Source organism: Pseudomonas tremae, assembly GCF_001401155.1.
Lineage (GTDB): Bacteria > Pseudomonadota > Gammaproteobacteria > Pseudomonadales > Pseudomonadaceae > Aquipseudomonas > Aquipseudomonas tremae.
This window is the reverse complement of record NZ_LJRO01000458.1, coordinates 11,163-29,067: the sequence shown is the minus strand read 5'-3', so window position 1 is coordinate 29,067 and position 17,905 is coordinate 11,163. Positions and strand designations below refer to the sequence as shown.

Here is a 17,905-nt window from a genome sequence, read left to right as displayed (position 1 = left end):
AGAGAGCCACGTAGCGCCCGGTACTTCAGCCAGGACCTGAACTCATTCAGGCTGAGGGTTTCCTTGGCTTCCGCGATCGTACGCCCGCCGATGCCGGCGAGGACGAGCTCGTGCCAGAACTCTTCTTCGTCGGAGAGGGCGCCGTCTTTCCCAAGTTGTTGACCTGGGCGATGACTGTCAGCAACGCGAAAGTCAGGCTGGGGTCGAGCGAGCCACGCGTTGGATCAGCTTCACCGGTGATGTCTTCAACCGTGAAGACGGGCTTCCCTTCTTCGTCGCAGATACTTGCGGCAATTCGGCCCGCGTGAACCTGCACCTTGCCAGCGGCGGATAGCGCATCGTTGATCGCCGTTTGAAACCCCAGCGGCCTGACGTAGACCGTGGCGACGATTTCTTCTTCGCCCTGCTGCCATTTGATTTCTTTCTCAACAGGGCGGCCGGTAAACGCACCGACGCCGCGCAAGCTTTCAAGACTTAATTTCATCGCGATGCCTTATGCGTTAGCCGACTTGCGAATCCAGGCGGAGCCGCCGGAGCGCTGGATGGTGCCCGCAGTCTTCACAACTGTGTTTCCTGCGAAGTCGAATGGGAAGTCGGCGACATAGCCGTCGAACACGAACCAGGTGCGTGTCGGTGGCAGCTCGAAATCATCGCCAGCCGCATTTAAGGTGGGCTTGATATCGAAGCCATCAGCCCAGCCAACGACCCACGACGTATTTTCGACCGAGTCATCCTCGGAAAGCTGGTAAAGCCGGACGTGCGAGGCGTTTTTCGGATCAGCGTCTACTGAGAACGAAGCCTGTCCAGGCGTACGCAAGCCGCGCAGGTATCGCCTTACCTTGTCACTCAGGCACGTAATTTCAACTTGGTCTGCTGGGTTGCCGCCCGGGTTGAACGCTGTAATGCATTCCACCTCGATAACCTCCAGCTTTGTCGGGTCTGCAGTTGTAGGCACCAGCGCATACATCTGGGTGCCTTGAGTCAAAATCGCCATTGTGTTCTCCAAATGTCGGGCATAAAAAAACCCGCTAATGGCGGGCTGTAAAGTTGGTTGGGACTACCTGAGCACTATCCAGTCGACATCGAAACTCGACCGGTACAACTTTGTTTCGGCGTCTTTGCTCTCGCCGCCCCAGCGGACCACATAAGCTTGCAGCTCAATGGCGTTGCTGATTGCGGCGGTCACAGCCCTCGCATCGCTGCCAGTGGCTGCATATACGTCGACCTGCAGCGTGAAGCTGTCGGCGTCAGGACGGCCTGCGAGGTAGTTTTCTGGGCTGCCGGTGATAAGCTGCCAGACTGCATACGGCTTCGCCACACCTTCGGGTGCATCATCGAACGGATAGAGCCTGGTGGGGCTGACGCCGAGGAGTGCCGTCACGCCTGCGTCAGCAGCGCATACCGCGAATATGGGTGCATATGACATCACGCCCCCCCTGCGGCCTTGGCCGCTCGTTTAATCGCGCGGTCAATGGCCTTCTCGTATTCAGTGATGAATGTGTTGGTTGCCTCCGCTATGTTGTCGGCCAAGGCTTTTCGCGCGAATGGATCCGCCCGCATTTTGGAAGTACCGAATTCGATCAGACGCCAATGAGGCGTCGCAGCGTTCGCAGATTTGTCGCCGCCTTTCTTGAGGACAGCGCCTTGCAGGACACCAACCCGGAAACCCAGGTCCCCGCTGGACTTAAACAATTTCCCGTTCCAGCGAAGCGCAACGTTGTCCGCGATAGATCGGCCTGTTTCAGGATCATCTATCCGTTGCGCGCCCTCTTTCATCTTGTTGGCCACCAGCTGTGCAGCCTTTCGCAGCGCCGACCTACCGCCTTTACGCTTCATGTCCTGAGTGATTGATTCGAGTTTCCCAACGAGAGAGTCAATTCCCTGCAGCTGGAAATCCACTGAGTCAGCCATCGTTGACCCCCTTGGCCACCAGGATGGTGAGATAGTCCAGACCTGAATCGGGATCGGGCAAAGGCGGGCCTTTGATGTCGTAGGTATCCCCCCGGTACAGGATTCGCATCGTAGGCAGCACACCGGCTCGGTAGCGGATCACCATCCGTGCGGTTGCCTCTGACTGGCTGGCCTGGGCAGCAATAAAATCCCTGGCGCTTAGCGGCTCGACCGCTGCGGGTACTTTGTCCCACACCGTTTGCCAGCTCTCCAGTTCTTCACCAGTGTCAGGGTCCTGCAGTCGGCCCAGCGCCTGGAACGTAACGCGATGTCGAAGTCGTCCGGCACGCATTACACGCCCATCCTGATGCGGTATGGCATGAGTAAAGACTTGGACGCCAGCGGCATCTCCGTAGCAGTCGTGCCAATTACCACTTCCTCGCGGTTGGCGAACAGGTGTCCCAGCTTGAGTAGACACGCGGCCTGAATGGCAGGGTTGACCACTATTCCGAAATCGTCCATGTCGATGGACTCATACGAATCGGCCAAAGCCTGGCGCGCCCGCTCCACTAATGTGCAGCGTATGTCGGCGTTCTCTGGTAGCTCCGCCTCCGTCTTCGCCGCTTGATAGGCAGAACGGGCCTCACGTATGCGATCAACGGTGCCAACCTTGGCGGATTCGGCAGACTCTTTATCGGCATAGAACCGGCGCTGCAAAAACTGCATAGCGGCTTCCTCAGCCGCGCCGAGCAATGCCTCCACAAGCGGCTGATCTTCGGATTCGGCGTGCAGGTGATGCATGGCCGTTTCTATGCTGATGACGGGCATGTGTCACTCCAGAGGTGGTTGGTGCTGCTCGGGTTCCGGAATCAAATTCTCGCCTTGAACAGGCGGTCCTTCGATAGCAGCATCAGGTTCAGGATTCACGGCGGGATCCGGGGTGGTCAAGGCCGAAAGTTTGGCTAATTCGCTTTCGGCCTCTTCCTTCCTGCCGATGAAGTTGCTGACCTGAGCGCCTTCAGCGTCGACAATGATCCAACGCTGCCCCTTCTTCGCAACCGTCAGCGCCGAGCGCTCACTGAAGTTCGACGTCAGAGCGTCTCCAACCTCGCCTACGATCTTGCAAAGCTTGAGTTGCTCCAGCTCCTTGGCCAGCCATACAGGCGCGGCATAAGGCTCGCTGTCGGTGTCACGGATGGTGCCGCGGTCCTCGTAAGCCCGCAGCGGCTTGATCAATACATCTGACATTTCTCACCTCGGTGGGCCGGGGATGCCGGCCACTTTAGGGGTTGGGCAGCTTAAGCCGCAGCGGCCGCAGCCGTGAGCTTGCCAGTGACGAAAGCTTCGGTACGGTAGATGGCAAACGCCAGGCGTTCTTCAGCGCGAAGCGTGACCATGTTGTTCTCAAAGTCCTTGTCGTTCTCGGTGGAAATCAAAACTTCAACTTCCATACGATCGAAGATCTGCGCACCCAGTTTGAAGGCACCTACCAGGAAGTCGTTTTGCTTCATGGCTTGGGTTGAGACTACTGGGCGATTCCACAGACGAGCTGCAGTGCCTTCCTGCGGCTGACCGATCAAATAGCGGCCCTGGCTGTCTTTGATCAATTCAATCAGCGCCCAGTCAGTTGGGTTCAGCACGATGCCATCCGAAGGGAACTCTGCCAGCTCAGCTTGCAAAAGGGCCAAGCGAAGTCGGTCGATGCGCTGTTCGCCGGTAACGGTCCAGCCAGCCGGAGACGTGTATTGATTCGCTACCGGAACAAGCCCTTGCAGATTTGCACCAGCCCCGCTGCCGTACAGCAACTGGGACTCTTCAGTGAGCAGCAAGCCATACCGAGCCCGCGCATCGATGTAGCTCTGCAAAGCCTTTGCGTCATCCAGAATCTGACGCGAGGCTTTGAACAGGTGGGCGATAGTACGGACCGACGCTGTAACCAAGGCGGTCGTGATTTCGGAATACGGCTTTGCAGAGCCCTCCGCTACGATCGCAGCATTGTTTGTAAAGCCTGTCTCGCGGACGTACTCAAGCGAGCCAGCCTCGGTCTGGCCGGGGGCAACCAGATCGCGAATGGTGGCCCGACGCATGCCCGGCAGCGCAACAGTGTCCAAACGCTCCGTGGCCGCCAAGCCACCGGCGGACGTAGTGGTGATCGCGGCGCGAGGTACGGAAACGCGACGGGAGCCACGGAACGACGAATTGACGCCTTCCATATGTTCGCTGGTAACGACCAACTCGCCAGCGGACTTCGGGGCCTCGTTGCGCTGTGTGTCACGGTTGGCATTGACAAGCTTTTGCTCGGCTTCCAGCACGCGAGCCTGCAGTTCGCCCTGCTTCATCAACAACTCATCGACCTTGGCCGACGTTTCTTTGCTCAGGCCTTCATGGCGATCGACATTCTTCTGCGCCTGCTCGGCATGTGCCTTGAGCTGATCACCGATGTCCTTGAGGTTGGCCTGGGTCTGCTTGTACTGGGTTTCGATGTCATCCTCACCGATTTTCCCCATCTGAGCATTCCAGCCGCGATAGTGAGAGGTTCCACGTTTTACGAGCGCAGTGGAAATACCCACCAGCAAAAGCGAACCCATAACTGCTTCGGGCGTGGCACCGAAGGTCAGCGGGATCAAGGCAGCGATGGACAACACAGCCATCAAGAATGCCGGGGACAGACGAAATTTCATCATTGTGTGAAGCCTCATACGGGAAAGGAAAAGTTGAGTTTCGGCAGGGGTGGCAGGTCCAACTCGACAGCGCGGGGCTTATCGGACAAGGCAGCGTATTGCGTACCCCCGCCAGCAGCGCGCGGCGTGCTGGACTTGAAATTGGCGAAGAGTTCGCGCCGCTCGCTGCGGGCCATTCCGGCTTTTGCCAACGCGACATCCATAGCTTTCAGCGCGTTATTCTGTTGGGCCTGCTCGTCTTCACGCTCGGTGATTTCGTCAGATGAGAGAACGGCCGTTGCAAAGCCGAGCTCAACTGCTCGTCGGCCGCGTATGAACGTCTCGTCATCCATCATCTCGGCGATGTCAGCAACGGCCTGGCCACTGCCGTCTGCGTAAAGGTCTGTCATCGCAGCATCGAACTCTTCCATCGTGTTCGCTACATCGCGCAAGTCATGGCGATTGCCGACGGCCAGCGTCCAGCAGTTGTGGATCATGAGAAACCCGCTGCTGGCCACTTCGCGCGTTGCACCGGCCATGTAAATCACCGAAGCAGCCGAGGCGGCCAGGCCCAGGACCTTGGTTGTGATCGGCTGGCTGTGCTCGCGGAGCCGGTTGTAGATGGCCAGGCCTTCGAACATGTCGCCACCTGGCGAATTGATATAGACGGTGGCTGGCTTATCGCCGATTGAGCGAAGGGCCGCGTCGATACGCGAGACGGTAACGCCCTCCCCATACCAGTCCTGGCCAATAACGCCATAGATGGTAATGGTATCGCTGGTGGACTCCACGGCCGCTTTGATGGCGGGATTCCATCTGTCGAGCGCGCGCGGGCTCAGCTCGCAGTTAAAACTGCCAGCCTTGGATTTTGGTTGCATGGTTTATTCCTTCGAGTTTGCCGGCTGATCCAGCCAGTTCTGTAGAGCTGCCCTTGCGGCTTGCCCGTCATCGCCCTGACCCAGTTTGTCGATCGGCGAAAGGTTGGTTTGCACAGTTAGCACACCGGCATTTCCGCCCATTTTGGGCAGGTTCTCTTTCATGCGGCATTCGTCGCGGGTGTAGATGCCGTTTTGCACCATGCCCGAGTACAGCGCCGCACGGGCGGCGCTATCAGCACGCATCAAGCCTTCGATGGAAAACTCAGGGTAAATCTGACGGCGCTGCGCAGGCGCCAGCAGACTACGACTGATCCCCTCCTCGATGCGGCGCATATAGCTGCGCAGCGTGAAGGTCAAAAATCGCAGTAGTTTCTGCTCAAGGCCGGTACCCCAATTCGATGCCTTATCGCTGTAACCGACCAGCGTCGGGTCCACCATGTAAAAGCGGCAGATCTCCTCGGCGCTGTACTCTCGAGATTCCAAAAGCTGAGCGTCCACTGGATTGATACCAATCACTTTGGCGGAAACACCCTTTTCCAGCACCGGTGATTTACCGGCATTCATCGCCCCGCTGATGCGTTGGACATAGTCGCGAAAATCGTCGCGCTGCTGCTTATTCAGCGTTGCATCAACCTCAAAGGCCACGGTTTGGTGCATGCCGTTTTTGAACGTGGAGCTCGCAACGTCCTCTGCCGACATTGCCGCGCCGAACACGTCTGCGCCGTAGGCGATGGGTGAGAGTCCGATTTGCCCATCCAGAGAGAACGCCGGAATATGCATCATGTTGCTGCCAGCAATATCTCGGAGTTGCCCGTTTTTTTCCCGGTACCGGTAAAGAATCTCGCCGTTGTCCGCTACATCCAAATCCATTCGGTTGGGCAGCAGGAACTCAAGCGCTACGATCCGGCCGCTTATACGGATGATCTCGACAAAGGCGTTACCCCGCAGCAGCATCGAAGCCACTACGGCTTCCCAAAACTGCACAGCAGTCATGCGGCTGTTCGGGTTGGTGTTGAGAATCCAGTGCAGGTCATTGTCGCCGGCCACTTCACGACCGCCATCAGGCATGCGCCGGTATAAGCCAAGCGGCAGAGTTGCTATCGTTTCGGAGATGAGGCGCACGCAAGACCAGCAAGCGGCCAGACGCATGGCTTTGTTGATCGTCACGGTTTTGCCGTTGGCGGATGTGCTGCCCACGGTTTGCGCCCAAATGCCGGAAGCGCTGCCGGAGAGAGACCTGCCCACCCAATCGATTATCGATGACCGAGGCGCGCTAATTGCGCCGTTCAAGACGGATTTAAAAGACTTAGCCACCGGTCAGCCCCCTTCGAATGAAAGCTGCCGCGACGAAGCAAGACGAAGCGGCGGCAAGAAGCGCCCAACCCATGCCAAGCAGCACGTAAACGCCTGCCACGGCAAGGGCAAAGCCCAACACTGCAGTCAGCAGATAAATGATTGATGCTGTGTTCATTCGAATATTGGGTCCCGGATTGAATCCATGAATCGGTCCACGCCGCCATCGCCGACAACGACTTGCATCATCGCCCGCCCGACCGACATGATCAGTGCAACAGCGCCATCAATCTTGTTGTCATCGCCCTGTTTGATGGGCCGTACTACGTCGTCGTTACCGGGCATGTTTTTGCCGATCACGTTGCCGATACACCAGGTCATGATCGGATTGCCGTCATGGTGGAACCTTCCAGCGGTGATAGCCGCTTCCAGCTCTTTCATGGCGTCGGACATGTTGGTGTAGTTCTGGGTGATGGTGATCGGATTGAAACCCTCGTCGTCGAGGTCATGGCTCAATCCAGTAGCACCGTGCGGGTCAATCGGCGACTCACGCAGCGGTGCGTGGTGATTCGCCTCTTTGGTGTCTTCAAGGATTTCGCGGTAATCGATCTCGGCACCATCGGTAACCTCGAGGTGTTTCGAGTTCAGCCAGGCCTGGAAGCGCTCGGACATGCGCTTGTTGTCGCTATCGAACGCTGTGTCGTATGGCACCCAAAACTTTGGAGCCACGCTGTAATAGTGAGTTTTTCCGTCGATCACCCGCCAAAACAGACGCGCTCTCGAGTTCATGTCCAGCTTTCGCGCAAGGTCGAAACCGGCAATCCACTCCTGGCCCTCGAACTGATCGAGCGTAAGGGAGGTGTCCTCGCAGGACTTCCAGTCCTCCATGTTGAAAAAGCCGGACTTGGCACTGACCCACAGGTTCAGATGCTTTGTCTTGAACGTGTTGGTGAAACGCGCAGATCGAATAGCACGAGCCTGCTGGCTCTCCAGATACTCCTGAAACACGGATACGCCGTGGTTGGGGTTGGCCTTGGCCAGCATCTTGGGGTCCGTCCAGTCGTCGCCCTCATCAAGTGTCCAGATCCAGCCGAACAGCTCTTCGTCTGGAACTGTGCCGGCCAGCATCTCGATCACCTGGCGGCGCTTGTCGTAACAAGGCCCCTCGATGTCAGCGCCGGCCGTAGTGATGATGAACATCAGCGGCTGACGCCTTGCCCCCATGCCGGTGAGCATCGTGTCGTACTGAGCGGAGGTTGGGTGTTCGTGGTATTCATCGACAATGGCGCAGCTGGGTGACGCACCGTCGCCAGGGTTGCCGATAAGCGGTTCAAACCGGCTGAAGTCGGACGGGATGTTCATATTCGAGGCGTTGACCTCAATGCCCGCAGCCTGGATCAGCATCGGCGATTTCGTCACCATCAGCTTTGCAGGCCTGAAAACCTCCCAAGCCTGCTTCTCGGTTGTCGCGCCTGAATAGACTTCGGCACCGAACTCATCGTCGGCAACAAACATGCCTATGCCCACGCCTCCGGCCACAACGGACTTGCCGTTCTTACGCGGCACTTCCCAGTAGCTCTCGCGGAACCTACGGTGCCCGCCCTTCTTCTTTACCCAGCCAAACGTCACGGCCAGGCCAAATAGTTGCCATCCCTCAAGAGTGATCAACTGGCGCTTGAACGCCCACTCACCCTTGGTATGCGGCAATAGCTGAATCAGCTTGAGTTTTTTCTCAGCCTTCGCCGGGTCGAACTTGAATCTGAACCCGCGCTTGCGACTGGCTGCCAGATCGTCGAAGTGGCGCTGCACGGCCTGATGAATGTAGCGGCAGGCCGGCACCTTCCCGCGCAACAGAGACCGACCCCAAACCATCGCCTTATCGACGTTGGGGTGGGCGGACTTGGCCATTTACGATCTCAGTAGTTGGGCGAACTCGTTGGTTTCTTTTTCCTTGTTACCGCCGATAAGGCGTGTCCTGCTGGCCGGGTCCAGGCCCAGCATCGAACCGAACGTCACCATTTGGCGCATCGTTTCGTTCGCAGCGGTGAGCGCCGGGTTTTTCATCGGGCCGCCGGTGGCACCAGTAACGACGATACCGTGCTGGCGGACCGACTCCTGTGCCATCCGCCAGTTGTCGTATGCAACGCAGAACGCTTCGACGTTGTGTAAATCAGTTATCGCGACCACGTTTTCACGCAGAAGCTCGGGAACAATCATCTTCCACATCTGCGAAGCGCGGTCGCTGAGCCATTCGGGCGGATCAACATTTGTGATCTTCGAAAAAGCGGGCTCGGCCTTATTCAGCGCGCGTTTGCCGGGATTTCCGGCTAGTGCTTTCTTGGCGGTCGGCTTGGGTTTGCGACCACGGCCGGCGACCGTGGCGGTACCTCCCATCGCGCAACTCCAGAATTTTTAATTTCGCGGGTGTAAAAAAACGACTGAGGGCGCGGTCTATAAACGGGAACCGGTGAAGTTTTTACCCGCCCCCCTCCCAGCCAGAAGCACCAAAATAGTGCGCGCACCGATTTAGAGCATAAATTTTATAAAGATGATAATTATTATCACTCAAGACCTTGCGCGGCAGGTCTACCTTTGGGCTTGGTTGCATTGCCCCACCCACCATCCTCTGCCGCCGTCTTCCTGCTATGACAGGGGTGACACAGGCCTTGCCAGTTAGATCTAACCCAGAACGCATCCTTATCGCCGCCGTGAGGCACGATGTGATCGAGATCGGTAGCAACAACCACCAAACCTTGGCGTTCGCACTCAGCACACAGCGGATGCTTCGCAAGATACGACTTGCGAGCCTGCTGCCACTTGTAGCTGTAGCCGCGCTGTGTACTGGTCTCGCGTTGCTTCTCACGCTGCTTCACTTCGAACTGCTTGCCTACATCCTTATGGGCTTCACAGTACCGAGGGTTGCGGGTCAGTGTGTTGCAGCCTTGGGCATTGCATGGCTTCTGCGGCCTTAGCGGCATGGTGTGCCGTCCAGGTAAGTGAGAGGCTGGGTATCGGGATCTCCCGGATCTTCTTCACTCAGCGCGTCGATCAGCAGCGTCTGCTGCTCGGTCATCAGCCGGAGCAGCTCGGTCTGCTTCATCTGCTCGGCCAGGATCTGGCTGAGCAAGGAGTTGCTGTGCTCGTTCATATGCCACCTTCGTCCACTTCTTGATCCAGTCGCGGCGGGCGTCGCATCCGCTACACGCCACGAGGTATGACCCGTTCGCCGCCCTCAAGAAGGAACGTGCCGCCCGAAGGAACATTGGCACAGCCCTTAGTAACCAGGACTGCATCGCCGGATGCGTGCCAGCGGTCCACGACAGAGAGAGCTGTGACCTCAGCCGTGATGGCTGGGACTTCGCTCGGGTAAACCTCGATGCTCGCCTTCCATAGACCATCAGCATCTGCACGCAGGGTGACGCCGGTTACATCGGTAAGCTCACTGCCGTCAGACAGGATGATCTTCGTCCCTCTGGCCTGGTGTGGGCTTCCAGGGTGTGACTGAGGGCCAGGTATAATCGTGGCCACCTTCAGTGTCTTGGTGTCAGTCATGCGTTACTCCACTGTGCAGCGAGGCCAGATCGACCGGGCAAAGGCAAGCGCCCCTGTGTGATCAAGGGCGCACTCAAGAAGGATCATCGGGAATGGTTTGTAGCCGGGAGTGGTGACCATCCAATTCTTTTTGGTCATCGTCACTTGTCGTTCTTGCTGATCAGTTGAATGGATTGTCCGAACGGGCTACGCCTTTGGTCTGCCACATGCAGGCCTGGTGCAAGTTGGTGACCGCGAGGGCAATAGAACGCTGATCAACATCAGGGATGGCTTTCAACTGCTTCACCAGATCAGCCGCGTCAGCCTCAAGGGCTTTTATCGAGTTGATACCGTCGATCTCCGACTGGCTCAGGTCGCGGTAGCCGGTGATTTGCTTGTGCTGGTTATCCATGATCTTTCCTCTGTCGTTCGCGCCACGAAATGGCAGTGTCTGAATTTGTGGCGCGTCAGGCCAGCGAATAGAACAGGAAGCCGGCGGCCACAATGGCAGCCAAACCCAGGTAGCCAAGTGCGGATACAGCTTTCGATGAGTTGGTTTTAGATCCCATGATTGTTGCCTCGGTGTTCGCCAACTATGGCGGGTGAATGAATTGAAGTTGTCTACTTGCTCTGGCTGCGCTGGATCTGTGCGTCAACCTGGTCAGCGCACGTATCCAGCAGTTTGATGGCCTGATCTTTCAGCTCCCACACATCACCGTTCAGCCGCAGATCGGCCTCATCAGCATTGATGCGTTCGCAGGGGATCAGCTCAGGGGGTTCGATTCGTACCGCTGACGTCTTTGTTACCAGCACCGGCTTTGCCGCGCAGGCCGTCAGGCAGAGGCTGAGCAGCCCAGTCACGAACAGGCTTGCTATCTGTCTTGAGCTTTTCAAAGTCTTTCCTCGCCTTTTTGGCTTTGTCTTCGCTGGCTTTGATTCGCTGGTTCAGGTCTTTCTGATATGCAGCGTTGCGCTGGGCCTCGGCCCGCAGCGTGGTGATGGTGGCCTGGCTCTCGTTGTTGGCAGCGATGGCTTCGTTCTTGCTCTTGGTCTCCAGTTGCATGGCGCCACTGAGGGCAACGACGCGGTACTGCTGGATACCAACGAGCAAGAGGGCAACAAGGCCGATGATGATTGCAGCGGCGATAGCCTTCATGTGATGTCTACCTTGCGGCCGATGAACCGTGTCACCAGTTCGCGTATGGCTGTTACGCCGAGAAAGCCGATGGTTCCACCGGCAGCAACTGACAGGCTGGGCGGCCAGGCCATCCACTCGATCAGGCTGGACGCAACCAGGCTCAACGCACCACAGATCAACGCTTCAAAGCAGATGCGGCGTTTGCTGGTCTCTTTGGCGTCGTAGAGGATTCGCAGTAGTGAGACGATGATGGCCATGATCGCGCCCTGCCAGAGTGGGTTAGATAGGGCCATCCAGACCTGCGCCCATAAGTCGGGGTTCTTTTCGGGCATGGTGCGCGTCCGGTCTCAACCCTTTCGGGATCTATAAACGAAAAAGGCCCGCCGATATGGCGAGCCCTTGAAATGGGTGCAGATGGCCGGTGCTGATCCCGGCATACAAGGTTCCGTCCGGACTCGAACCGGCAACGCTGGTCGCAAACCCTGCAGGAGCACCGGAATTTCACCGGCAAACCCGTGTAGCTTCCTCGCGCATCAGCCTGCGCATTCATCTGCATAGCGTGCGTGTCTTCCCACGCTGCCCGCCAGCACTACCCCGTGTGATGGAGCGAAGGCACACTGACTGCCGGTGTTCTTTCGTAACGCGTGACTACCTGCTATACCGCGTCCAGGCTCCGCCCGAAGGCCCATCCTGACTATGGTAATACGAAAATGGCGGAATGCAGTGGAGTCGAACCACAACCGTTGCCGATCGATCGGTTTAGCAAACCGTCAAGCCTCCGCAGGCTTGTTACATTCCAAATTGGTGCCGCCTGATGGAATCGAACCACATAACCTAAGTACCGGATTTACAGTCCAGCGTGCGTCCCAGCGCACTCTCAGTCGGCGTAATTGGCGGAAGGTGAAAGAGTCGAACTCTTACCGTTTCCGATAGCACCGGGTTCAAACCGGTTTGCCCACCACTGGGCGCCACCTTCCAGAAACGACAAAGCCCAGCTATTGGCTGGGCTTTGGATTTAAACGGTATTAGTCGATCTTGTGGATAGCCTCAACATTGAAACGCCGATAATCGGTTTCGTCAGGGCTTAAAACTTTGACACCCGGCTGCTGGACAGCTACCTCGGCGCGGTAGTGCTCCCACTCCCTTTTTAATGCTGCGTCATCGGCGCTGTGCTTTGATTCGTACCAGCCAACTGCACACTGCTCTCCATAGTTTTCGCCATTGCGAAACAACACATAGACAGTTTTCAAATTGCCTCCGAAGCAAAAATAACGCCCATTGCGGGAGCGACAACGTTCGGCAGTTAATGAATGGGTGCCGCGCTGGAACAGCTGAACACCGTGCCATGAAAACAGAGCTATTCCATATGGACAACTCTTTTTTACGCTGCTGCTCGAACTCCCTCCAGATAGCAATCCACCCAGGCGGCACCGGCCTTGATCAACTCGCGTGCCTTACCCTCGCTCATTGCGAAGTGGCGACCAACACGGATCGCGGGCCACTTCGCGCCGTAATAGAACCAAACCATATCGCCCATCTGCTGATGACGAGCGCACAGACCAGCAACGGCTGCGTCAACAAGGCCAGCAAGCTCGTCGGTGATCACATACGACTTACCTGGCATCGGCATGGCATCCCGCATCAGGGCGAGCGTGGGCGAGGCATAGCTGGGCACGCCCATTCCGTCCATCCGCCAATATCCCCACTGCTCGAGCATGTTTTCAGTTTCACCCAGCGGGCGGTGCAGCGTGTTGCGAGTCATCATGGTCAATCCCCTGTGTAATTCGATCCACCGGCACCGCGGCGGTTGTTCTGGCTGTAATAACCACTGACATCTGAGGTCCGTATCGGACCGGACTGGACTTCTCTGCCGTTCGCCTGTCGGCAGGCGGCGCTGAGAGCCGTCCCCAGCTGGAATACCAAATCATGAATCTCCAGCGCCTCGCCGTTATCGAATCGGACCCAGCCGGAAGCGTTGCACTGGACGCAATCAATCTGATGAAAGACGCCGCTCACAAAGGCCTTTCCTTTGCATGCCGGGCATGTGGCCAGCGGCACGATCGACTTTTTGAAGGCAGGGCCGTGACTCTTCTTCATTGAGCCTCCAGCAGTTGAGCGCGAAGGGCTTCGATTTCAGTGATCAGGGCCGGAATAGCTTGGCGAGCAGCGGCTACGAAATCCGCATCGGCATTGCTTTGCGGGGTATCACCACCAACCATCACCGGCCCCGCCTCCTGCCATTCCTCGAACCCTTCGTCACCACAAGCCGAATACTCAACGTGATTTCCATAATCCCGAAGCCAAGGCCCAGGGGTAGCTGCTCCCTCAAGCGCTTTTAGATGGGTAAGGTCCAGCGGCTTACGGCCTTGAACGGCAATGCGAATCGTGGGGCCCTGAAAGTAAAATGCCATTTTTAAACCTCGCCTATGGTGGTGTTGGCATCTGCGCTACAGGCCACGTCATACGTGGGCTGTAGGTGATTATCAGAATCTTCGAATCTAAATCCGGTCAATTCGTGAATGAGGCCAAAGCCCTTCCCGTCTAGATGGGCGTTCCATTTCTCCAATGCAATTCGCTTGCGCGCCATGACGCCCGACTGGACGTAAACCTTCACGTTGTGGCCCATGGCATGGTTGATCAGCAGCTCACCGATCAGATGGTCGATACCGATGTCTGCCCAGCAGGTACGAGCCAGTTTGCGAAGGTCGTGGCTGGTCCACTCACCCCTTCCAACCCGAGCGAATACCGCACTGGCTCGGCCCTCACTGAGCCCTTCACCGCCGCGACCCGGGAACAGGAATTGTCCGTCGTAACCGATGGCCTGCTGTTTGTCGCGATACCAGATAAGCAACTGCCGCACCTGATCTGTCAGCGGCAGATGATGCTCGACGCCGGTCTTGGTGTTCTCGCTTGGAATGAACCACTCACGCTCAGCCAGGCTGATGTGGGACCAGCGGGCCAACCGAGTTTCACCGATGCGCGTGCCATGGCAGAGCATCATCACGGCCAACATGCCGTCGTGCGGATTGGACGCTATGACCTCAGCCAAATGGTGAAGCAGGTCCTGTAACTGGGTGCCGCGCAGCCTGGACGCCTTGATGCCGACCTTGGCTGTTGAGAAGTCTTTGAACTTGATGTCCTGCATTGGGTTTGCCGATATCAGCCGCAGCTTGAATGCCTGCCGGAACGCCAGGGCGAGCAGCTGGAATGCGGATCGAACGTAGTCGATTTTAACGGTTCGTTGCATCGGCCAAATCAGCTTGCTGTCAAGTGTGGCTTTGTCGATCCTGGACAGAGCAACGTCTCCCAAGCACGGTACGAGGTGACACCTAAGAATCGACGCACTGGTGTCTTTGCGCTTTTCCGACAGGCTTCGGTCGAGCGAATACCGCTCGGCGAACCAGCATAAAAGCTCGCCTGTAGTTGTCCATTTGGATAACGTGGAGTTGGCACCGGCCTCGATGCGAAGGCGAATGCCTGGAAGTGCCGCAACGACCTGCTTGGCCGTCAGATCGGGGAAGCGGCCAACCAGGTTCCATTTGCCCTTGCTGACCAAGTACCACGACGCCCGTTCGCGGTCGCGGGTGAAGCGCAGGTACAGGCCACGGTTCTCCACGTCGCGCAGGTCACGCTCGGTGCCAGCGGCCTGGCGTTTGATTTCAGCGTCAGTGATGCGCACGGCGGCCGTCATGCAGGCTGCTCCTCCTTGGCTTTCTGATGGTCTGGAGCGAACTCGCCACGGAGAGGTATCAGCTCATTTTCGCCGTAGGCAGTTCGCGCTCCCGAACTGTTTGGGATCACGTACCAGCCAGGCGTAGGAGCCTTGAATGCATAGCCTTTGCCGCGAATCAGAGTTCCTTTTTCTATGTGCTCAGTGAGCGCTACCAAGCTTCCTGCAGGAATATCCACGTCAAAAACCGTGGTCAGTGCCAGGTCGCCCTGCTTGAATAGATGGTTCATGCTGCCACCGTTGTCTGAGGAAGTCGGAGGTATGCGCGGATTTGCTCCATCGCGTCGAAGTGACCACGGCAGACGATCGCCAGATAGCCTTGCTCGCCCAACTGGCGTATCCACTCGTACTGGCTGCCCGACACAGCGGCGTCGTGCGGCGGCGTGGCCTTGAACTCGATGTACAGGCCGAAGTAGCCGCCGCGTGCCATCGGCAGCACCAGATCGGGCACTCCGGCGCGCACGCCCTGCTCTTTCAGCTTGATCGCAACCAGCTTGTGCCGGTGGCCACCGTTGGGAACGTGGTAGATCAGCGCCGCTACCAGAGGCATACGCAACTTGAGCTCGCGCAGCAACGCGGCCTGCTCCAGGCCTTCACGGTCGACAGACTTGGCGCGGGTGCGCTTCGGTTTAAACAACGTCATTTCGGCGGGCTTCATGGCCTCACCTTCAAGCCAGCGGCTTCGATGGCAGCGATGTCGCAGTAGCGGATTTTCAGGCATGACTGTTGAAATTCTTCAGAAGACTGGATGAACTGAATTTTCGGCAGCTCAATCACCAGCGCCTCGCGGGAGGCCTGCCATGCGGCCCAAGCAGTGTTCAGGACCGGATAGTGGTATTCATCTGGCTTATCTGCGCTTCGCTGCAAGGGTTTCATGGTGTCGGAATTTATGAATCGGGCCAGCGCCCAAGCCTCAAACTGTTCTCGCTTTTTTTCAGTATTCACGGTGACACCTTCCCTTCACGAATGAGCGCGTCCTGGGTACGCATGACGCCCTCGGCGTGGAACAAACGGACTTCGTCACGGCTCAGCACCGCCGGAGCGCGCAAGCGGCCATCGGCTATGTCGTGGCAGTAAGCACACGCCCAAGCGGCCTGCAGGTCGTTTGGCTTGATGCCCATGCCGCAAGTCCCGGCGAGCCGGTAATGGGCCAGCACCGTGGTCGATGATTCGCTCGAGCAGCCTGGGTAACGGATCTGGCATTCGCGGTCACGCGCTGCCTTGGTGAGTTTCGTTTGCTTATTCATTGCGCCGCCCTTCTGCCAAATTTCGCCATCAGCAGCTGACGCGCCGTTGCACCGTCTGCCGGGATTCCTTGTCGTGCGATCAGTGCGAGACTGACCCGATCTGTCAGCTCTTCGGCCCGCTCGAATTCTGATTTCTGTCCGTCATGACCGATGCCGACTGCGATGTCTTCCAGCGACTGCCCCCGCACAAGCATGCGGATGGTGATGTCATAAGCGCGGTCGAACACCTTGCTGGCCTTCTCCGACGTCAGGTCGGCAAGGTTATGCATCTCACACTGGAGAGCGGCGTGGCGTACTGCCTCGTGTGACCACCCCCGCGATGTACGGCGCGATGGATGCAGGTTGAGAAGCGTCTCGCGAAATGCCCTGTCGTGAGATGGAATACCCAGCATTTCCGGAGTTGGCTGACACCACTTGATGAACTTGCCGACGCTGGGTGCGAAGTCGTTCCCATTCTGACGGCAGTTCTGCAGGCCATAACGGATCTGCTCCAGTGTGTTGATACCCGCAGCGATGAAAGCCTTGATCCAGCTACGCTTGGCAGCCTGCAACGCTGCATCGTCTGGCCACGCTTGCTTCCACGCCGGAAATATCGCCTGCAACTCCCTGAACAGCGCGTTCACAACGGACGCTGTGCCGGGAGGAAGTGCTTTCGGAACCGAAGGAACGACAGGCGGCAGGTTGCCCATGCTGGTCATGAGCTGTGTAGCGCTCTGGGGCGGCTTTGGCTTGGCTTGGGTCATAGGTCACCAAGATCGTCAGACCAGGACGTGTCGTCGAAATTTGGCGAGTTCCCCTTGGCCCTTTCTTTCACGTACCAGCCCACCAAGCGATTACACCAGCCTGCGGGTGTGTCTACGGTGTTCTGTTTGGCCACAAACCAGCCGATGAAGCTGCGAATCATCGCGTCCGTGATATCGGTCGGCTTCACGCCAGCGATCTGGGCTTGGGCAATCAGGTAGCGGCTGTCGGGTGTCCAGTCAGCGAACATGGAAAAGCGCTGGCGATCATCGGTGCTCTCGAGGGCCTGCGCGTCCTGCTCGTTGATCAAGTCCGAAAACTCGCGCGGCTGCTGCTGTTCGGTTAATTGATGGTTAAGTGACGTATTGGGTGCAGATTTCGCACCCCGTTCGGTCGAATTCTGCACCCCGTTCTGCTGTGATTTGCACCCCGTGCCGTCATCTGCACCCCGTTCAGTTCGGGGTGCAGGATTTGCACCCCGCTTTATCGGCAAGTCATAGACGACTGGGCGCCGGTCATGACGCTCAATGTACACAGCGGCCAGCGCTTGATTGCCTGGAACGATCAGTTCAGACGCCCGCAACAGCTCGAGTTTGGAGCGAACTGTGCGCTCCGAAAGACCGGTGTCTTCGCTCAGCGTAGTGGCAGAAGGGAACGCCCCGCGTCCGTCAGTACCGGCATAGTTGGCCAGGCAAAGCAGGACGTGCCGGGCGCTGGAATCGGAAAGGGTCACGCGTGGGATCTGTAGCGCCCACGACATTGCTTGAACGCTCACAGTGCTACTCCAATTTTGCCTG

Annotated in this window: 30 protein-coding genes and 1 tRNA gene; 1 reads left to right on the top strand and 30 read right to left on the bottom strand. The window is 57.7% G+C overall.

All coding sequences use genetic code 11. The annotated features are described in order from the left end of the window. Positions 1-46: 46 nt before the first annotated feature. The 10 genes from ALO43_RS24420 to ALO43_RS24375 form a co-directional block, all read right to left on the bottom strand. Positions 47-484, bottom strand: coding sequence for a phage tail assembly chaperone family protein, TAC (locus ALO43_RS24420; RefSeq protein WP_024691401.1), 438 nt, complete (start codon positions 482-484; stop codon positions 47-49). A gap of 9 nt (positions 485-493) precedes the next feature. Then, complete coding sequence (locus ALO43_RS24415; RefSeq protein WP_024691402.1) at positions 494-994, bottom strand: phage tail tube protein; 501 nt, start codon at positions 992-994, stop codon at positions 494-496. Between the two features lie 63 nt (positions 995-1,057). After that, entirely contained in the window at positions 1,058-1,426 is a 369-nt protein-coding gene (locus ALO43_RS24410; RefSeq protein ID WP_003407814.1) for a DUF3168 domain-containing protein, read from the bottom strand. Next, a complete protein-coding gene (locus ALO43_RS24405; RefSeq protein WP_054989975.1) occupies positions 1,426-1,911 on the bottom strand; it encodes an HK97-gp10 family putative phage morphogenesis protein in 486 nt (161 codons plus the stop codon). Before ALO43_RS24405 ends, ALO43_RS24410 begins: the two co-directional genes overlap by 1 nt. Next, positions 1,904-2,242: a phage head closure protein gene (locus ALO43_RS24400; RefSeq protein ID WP_054989974.1), complete on the bottom strand. Its 339-nt coding sequence runs from the start codon at positions 2,240-2,242 to the stop codon at positions 1,904-1,906. Before ALO43_RS24400 ends, ALO43_RS24405 begins: the two co-directional genes overlap by 8 nt. Beyond that, entirely contained in the window at positions 2,242-2,718 is a 477-nt protein-coding gene (locus ALO43_RS24395) for a head-tail connector protein (RefSeq protein WP_054989973.1), read from the bottom strand. Before ALO43_RS24395 ends, ALO43_RS24400 begins: the two co-directional genes overlap by 1 nt. A gap of 3 nt (positions 2,719-2,721) precedes the next feature. Next, the gene (locus ALO43_RS24390; RefSeq protein WP_054998216.1) at positions 2,722-3,138 is read right to left on the bottom strand and encodes a hypothetical protein; all 417 of its coding nucleotides are present in this window, start codon (positions 3,136-3,138) and stop codon (positions 2,722-2,724) included. A 50-nt stretch (positions 3,139-3,188) separates the two neighbouring features. Next, on the bottom strand, positions 3,189-4,574 hold the full coding sequence (locus ALO43_RS24385; protein ID WP_083492241.1) for a phage major capsid protein: 1,386 nt from the start codon (positions 4,572-4,574) through the stop codon (positions 3,189-3,191). 11 nt (positions 4,575-4,585) lie between these two features. Beyond that, complete coding sequence (locus tag ALO43_RS24380) at positions 4,586-5,428, bottom strand: head maturation protease, ClpP-related (protein WP_054998215.1); 843 nt, start codon at positions 5,426-5,428, stop codon at positions 4,586-4,588. A gap of 3 nt (positions 5,429-5,431) precedes the next feature. Beyond that, complete coding sequence (locus tag ALO43_RS24375; protein ID WP_420028959.1) at positions 5,432-6,595, bottom strand: phage portal protein; 1,164 nt, start codon at positions 6,593-6,595, stop codon at positions 5,432-5,434. On the opposite strand from ALO43_RS24375, the gene ALO43_RS31695 reads away from it, so the two are divergent. Then, complete coding sequence (locus tag ALO43_RS31695) at positions 6,576-6,887, top strand: hypothetical protein (protein ID WP_154897054.1); 312 nt, start codon at positions 6,576-6,578, stop codon at positions 6,885-6,887. The two genes, ALO43_RS24375 and ALO43_RS31695, sit on opposite strands and share 20 nt — an antisense overlap. An 8-nt stretch (positions 6,888-6,895) precedes the next feature. Here ALO43_RS31695 and ALO43_RS24370 read toward each other — a convergent pair whose 3' ends face one another. The 20 genes from ALO43_RS24370 to ALO43_RS24270 form a co-directional block, all read right to left on the bottom strand. After that, positions 6,896-8,629, bottom strand: coding sequence for a terminase large subunit (locus ALO43_RS24370; protein WP_005897617.1), 1,734 nt, complete (start codon positions 8,627-8,629; stop codon positions 6,896-6,898). Continuing rightward, positions 8,630-9,115: a phage terminase small subunit P27 family gene (locus tag ALO43_RS24365; RefSeq protein ID WP_005897614.1), complete on the bottom strand. Its 486-nt coding sequence runs from the start codon at positions 9,113-9,115 to the stop codon at positions 8,630-8,632. It lies immediately after the preceding gene. 167 nt (positions 9,116-9,282) lie between these two features. After that, positions 9,283-9,699 carry an HNH endonuclease gene (locus ALO43_RS24360; RefSeq protein WP_054998214.1) on the bottom strand — a complete coding sequence of 139 codons (417 nt, stop codon included), beginning with the start codon at positions 9,697-9,699 and terminating at the stop codon, positions 9,283-9,285. Then, positions 9,690-9,869 carry a hypothetical protein gene (locus ALO43_RS24355; protein WP_054998213.1) on the bottom strand — a complete coding sequence of 60 codons (180 nt, stop codon included), beginning with the start codon at positions 9,867-9,869 and terminating at the stop codon, positions 9,690-9,692. Before ALO43_RS24355 ends, ALO43_RS24360 begins: the two co-directional genes overlap by 10 nt. A gap of 50 nt (positions 9,870-9,919) precedes the next feature. After that, positions 9,920-10,273 carry a hypothetical protein gene (locus ALO43_RS24350; RefSeq protein ID WP_054998212.1) on the bottom strand — a complete coding sequence of 118 codons (354 nt, stop codon included), beginning with the start codon at positions 10,271-10,273 and terminating at the stop codon, positions 9,920-9,922. Positions 10,274-10,433: 160 nt separating this feature from the next. After that, positions 10,434-10,664, bottom strand: coding sequence for an Acb2/Tad1 domain-containing protein (locus tag ALO43_RS24345; protein ID WP_054998211.1), 231 nt, complete (start codon positions 10,662-10,664; stop codon positions 10,434-10,436). Between the two features lie 357 nt (positions 10,665-11,021). Then, a complete protein-coding gene (locus ALO43_RS24335) occupies positions 11,022-11,408 on the bottom strand; it encodes a hypothetical protein (RefSeq protein WP_054998210.1) in 387 nt (128 codons plus the stop codon). Beyond that, on the bottom strand, positions 11,405-11,722 hold the full coding sequence (locus ALO43_RS24330) for a phage holin, lambda family (protein ID WP_017700708.1): 318 nt from the start codon (positions 11,720-11,722) through the stop codon (positions 11,405-11,407). Before ALO43_RS24330 ends, ALO43_RS24335 begins: the two co-directional genes overlap by 4 nt. Before the next feature lie 559 nt (positions 11,723-12,281). Then, positions 12,282-12,367: transfer RNA gene (locus ALO43_RS30480), tRNA-Ser, on the bottom strand. A gap of 48 nt (positions 12,368-12,415) precedes the next feature. Beyond that, a complete protein-coding gene (locus tag ALO43_RS24320) occupies positions 12,416-12,640 on the bottom strand; it encodes a hypothetical protein (RefSeq protein ID WP_054998209.1) in 225 nt (74 codons plus the stop codon). Between the two features lie 131 nt (positions 12,641-12,771). Further along, positions 12,772-13,155 carry an antitermination protein Q gene (locus ALO43_RS24315; protein WP_017700707.1) on the bottom strand — a complete coding sequence of 128 codons (384 nt, stop codon included), beginning with the start codon at positions 13,153-13,155 and terminating at the stop codon, positions 12,772-12,774. 2 nt (positions 13,156-13,157) lie between these two features. Continuing rightward, positions 13,158-13,487: a hypothetical protein gene (locus tag ALO43_RS24310; RefSeq protein WP_054998208.1), complete on the bottom strand. Its 330-nt coding sequence runs from the start codon at positions 13,485-13,487 to the stop codon at positions 13,158-13,160. After that, positions 13,484-13,801 (bottom strand): hypothetical protein, encoded by a 318-nt coding sequence (locus ALO43_RS24305; RefSeq protein WP_054998207.1) that lies wholly within the window; start codon positions 13,799-13,801, stop codon positions 13,484-13,486. Before ALO43_RS24305 ends, ALO43_RS24310 begins: the two co-directional genes overlap by 4 nt. A 2-nt stretch (positions 13,802-13,803) precedes the next feature. Beyond that, positions 13,804-15,081: a tyrosine-type recombinase/integrase gene (locus ALO43_RS24300; protein WP_054998206.1), complete on the bottom strand. Its 1,278-nt coding sequence runs from the start codon at positions 15,079-15,081 to the stop codon at positions 13,804-13,806. Beyond that, positions 15,078-15,350 (bottom strand): hypothetical protein, encoded by a 273-nt coding sequence (locus tag ALO43_RS24295; RefSeq protein WP_054998205.1) that lies wholly within the window; start codon positions 15,348-15,350, stop codon positions 15,078-15,080. The genes ALO43_RS24300 and ALO43_RS24295 overlap by 4 nt, the downstream gene beginning before the upstream one ends. Then, positions 15,347-15,778 carry a VRR-NUC domain-containing protein gene (locus ALO43_RS24290; protein WP_054998204.1) on the bottom strand — a complete coding sequence of 144 codons (432 nt, stop codon included), beginning with the start codon at positions 15,776-15,778 and terminating at the stop codon, positions 15,347-15,349. Before ALO43_RS24290 ends, ALO43_RS24295 begins: the two co-directional genes overlap by 4 nt. Next, entirely contained in the window at positions 15,775-16,065 is a 291-nt protein-coding gene (locus tag ALO43_RS24285; protein WP_054998203.1) for a hypothetical protein, read from the bottom strand. The genes ALO43_RS24290 and ALO43_RS24285 overlap by 4 nt, the downstream gene beginning before the upstream one ends. Continuing rightward, entirely contained in the window at positions 16,062-16,367 is a 306-nt protein-coding gene (locus ALO43_RS24280; protein ID WP_054998202.1) for a DUF1364 domain-containing protein, read from the bottom strand. The genes ALO43_RS24285 and ALO43_RS24280 overlap by 4 nt, the downstream gene beginning before the upstream one ends. Then, positions 16,364-17,110, bottom strand: a complete 747-nt coding sequence (locus ALO43_RS24275; protein ID WP_054998201.1) for a replication protein P — start codon at positions 17,108-17,110, stop codon at positions 16,364-16,366. Before ALO43_RS24275 ends, ALO43_RS24280 begins: the two co-directional genes overlap by 4 nt. After that, a complete protein-coding gene (locus ALO43_RS24270; protein ID WP_054998200.1) occupies positions 17,107-17,868 on the bottom strand; it encodes a helix-turn-helix domain-containing protein in 762 nt (253 codons plus the stop codon). The genes ALO43_RS24275 and ALO43_RS24270 overlap by 4 nt, the downstream gene beginning before the upstream one ends. Positions 17,869-17,905: the final 37 nt, after the last annotated feature.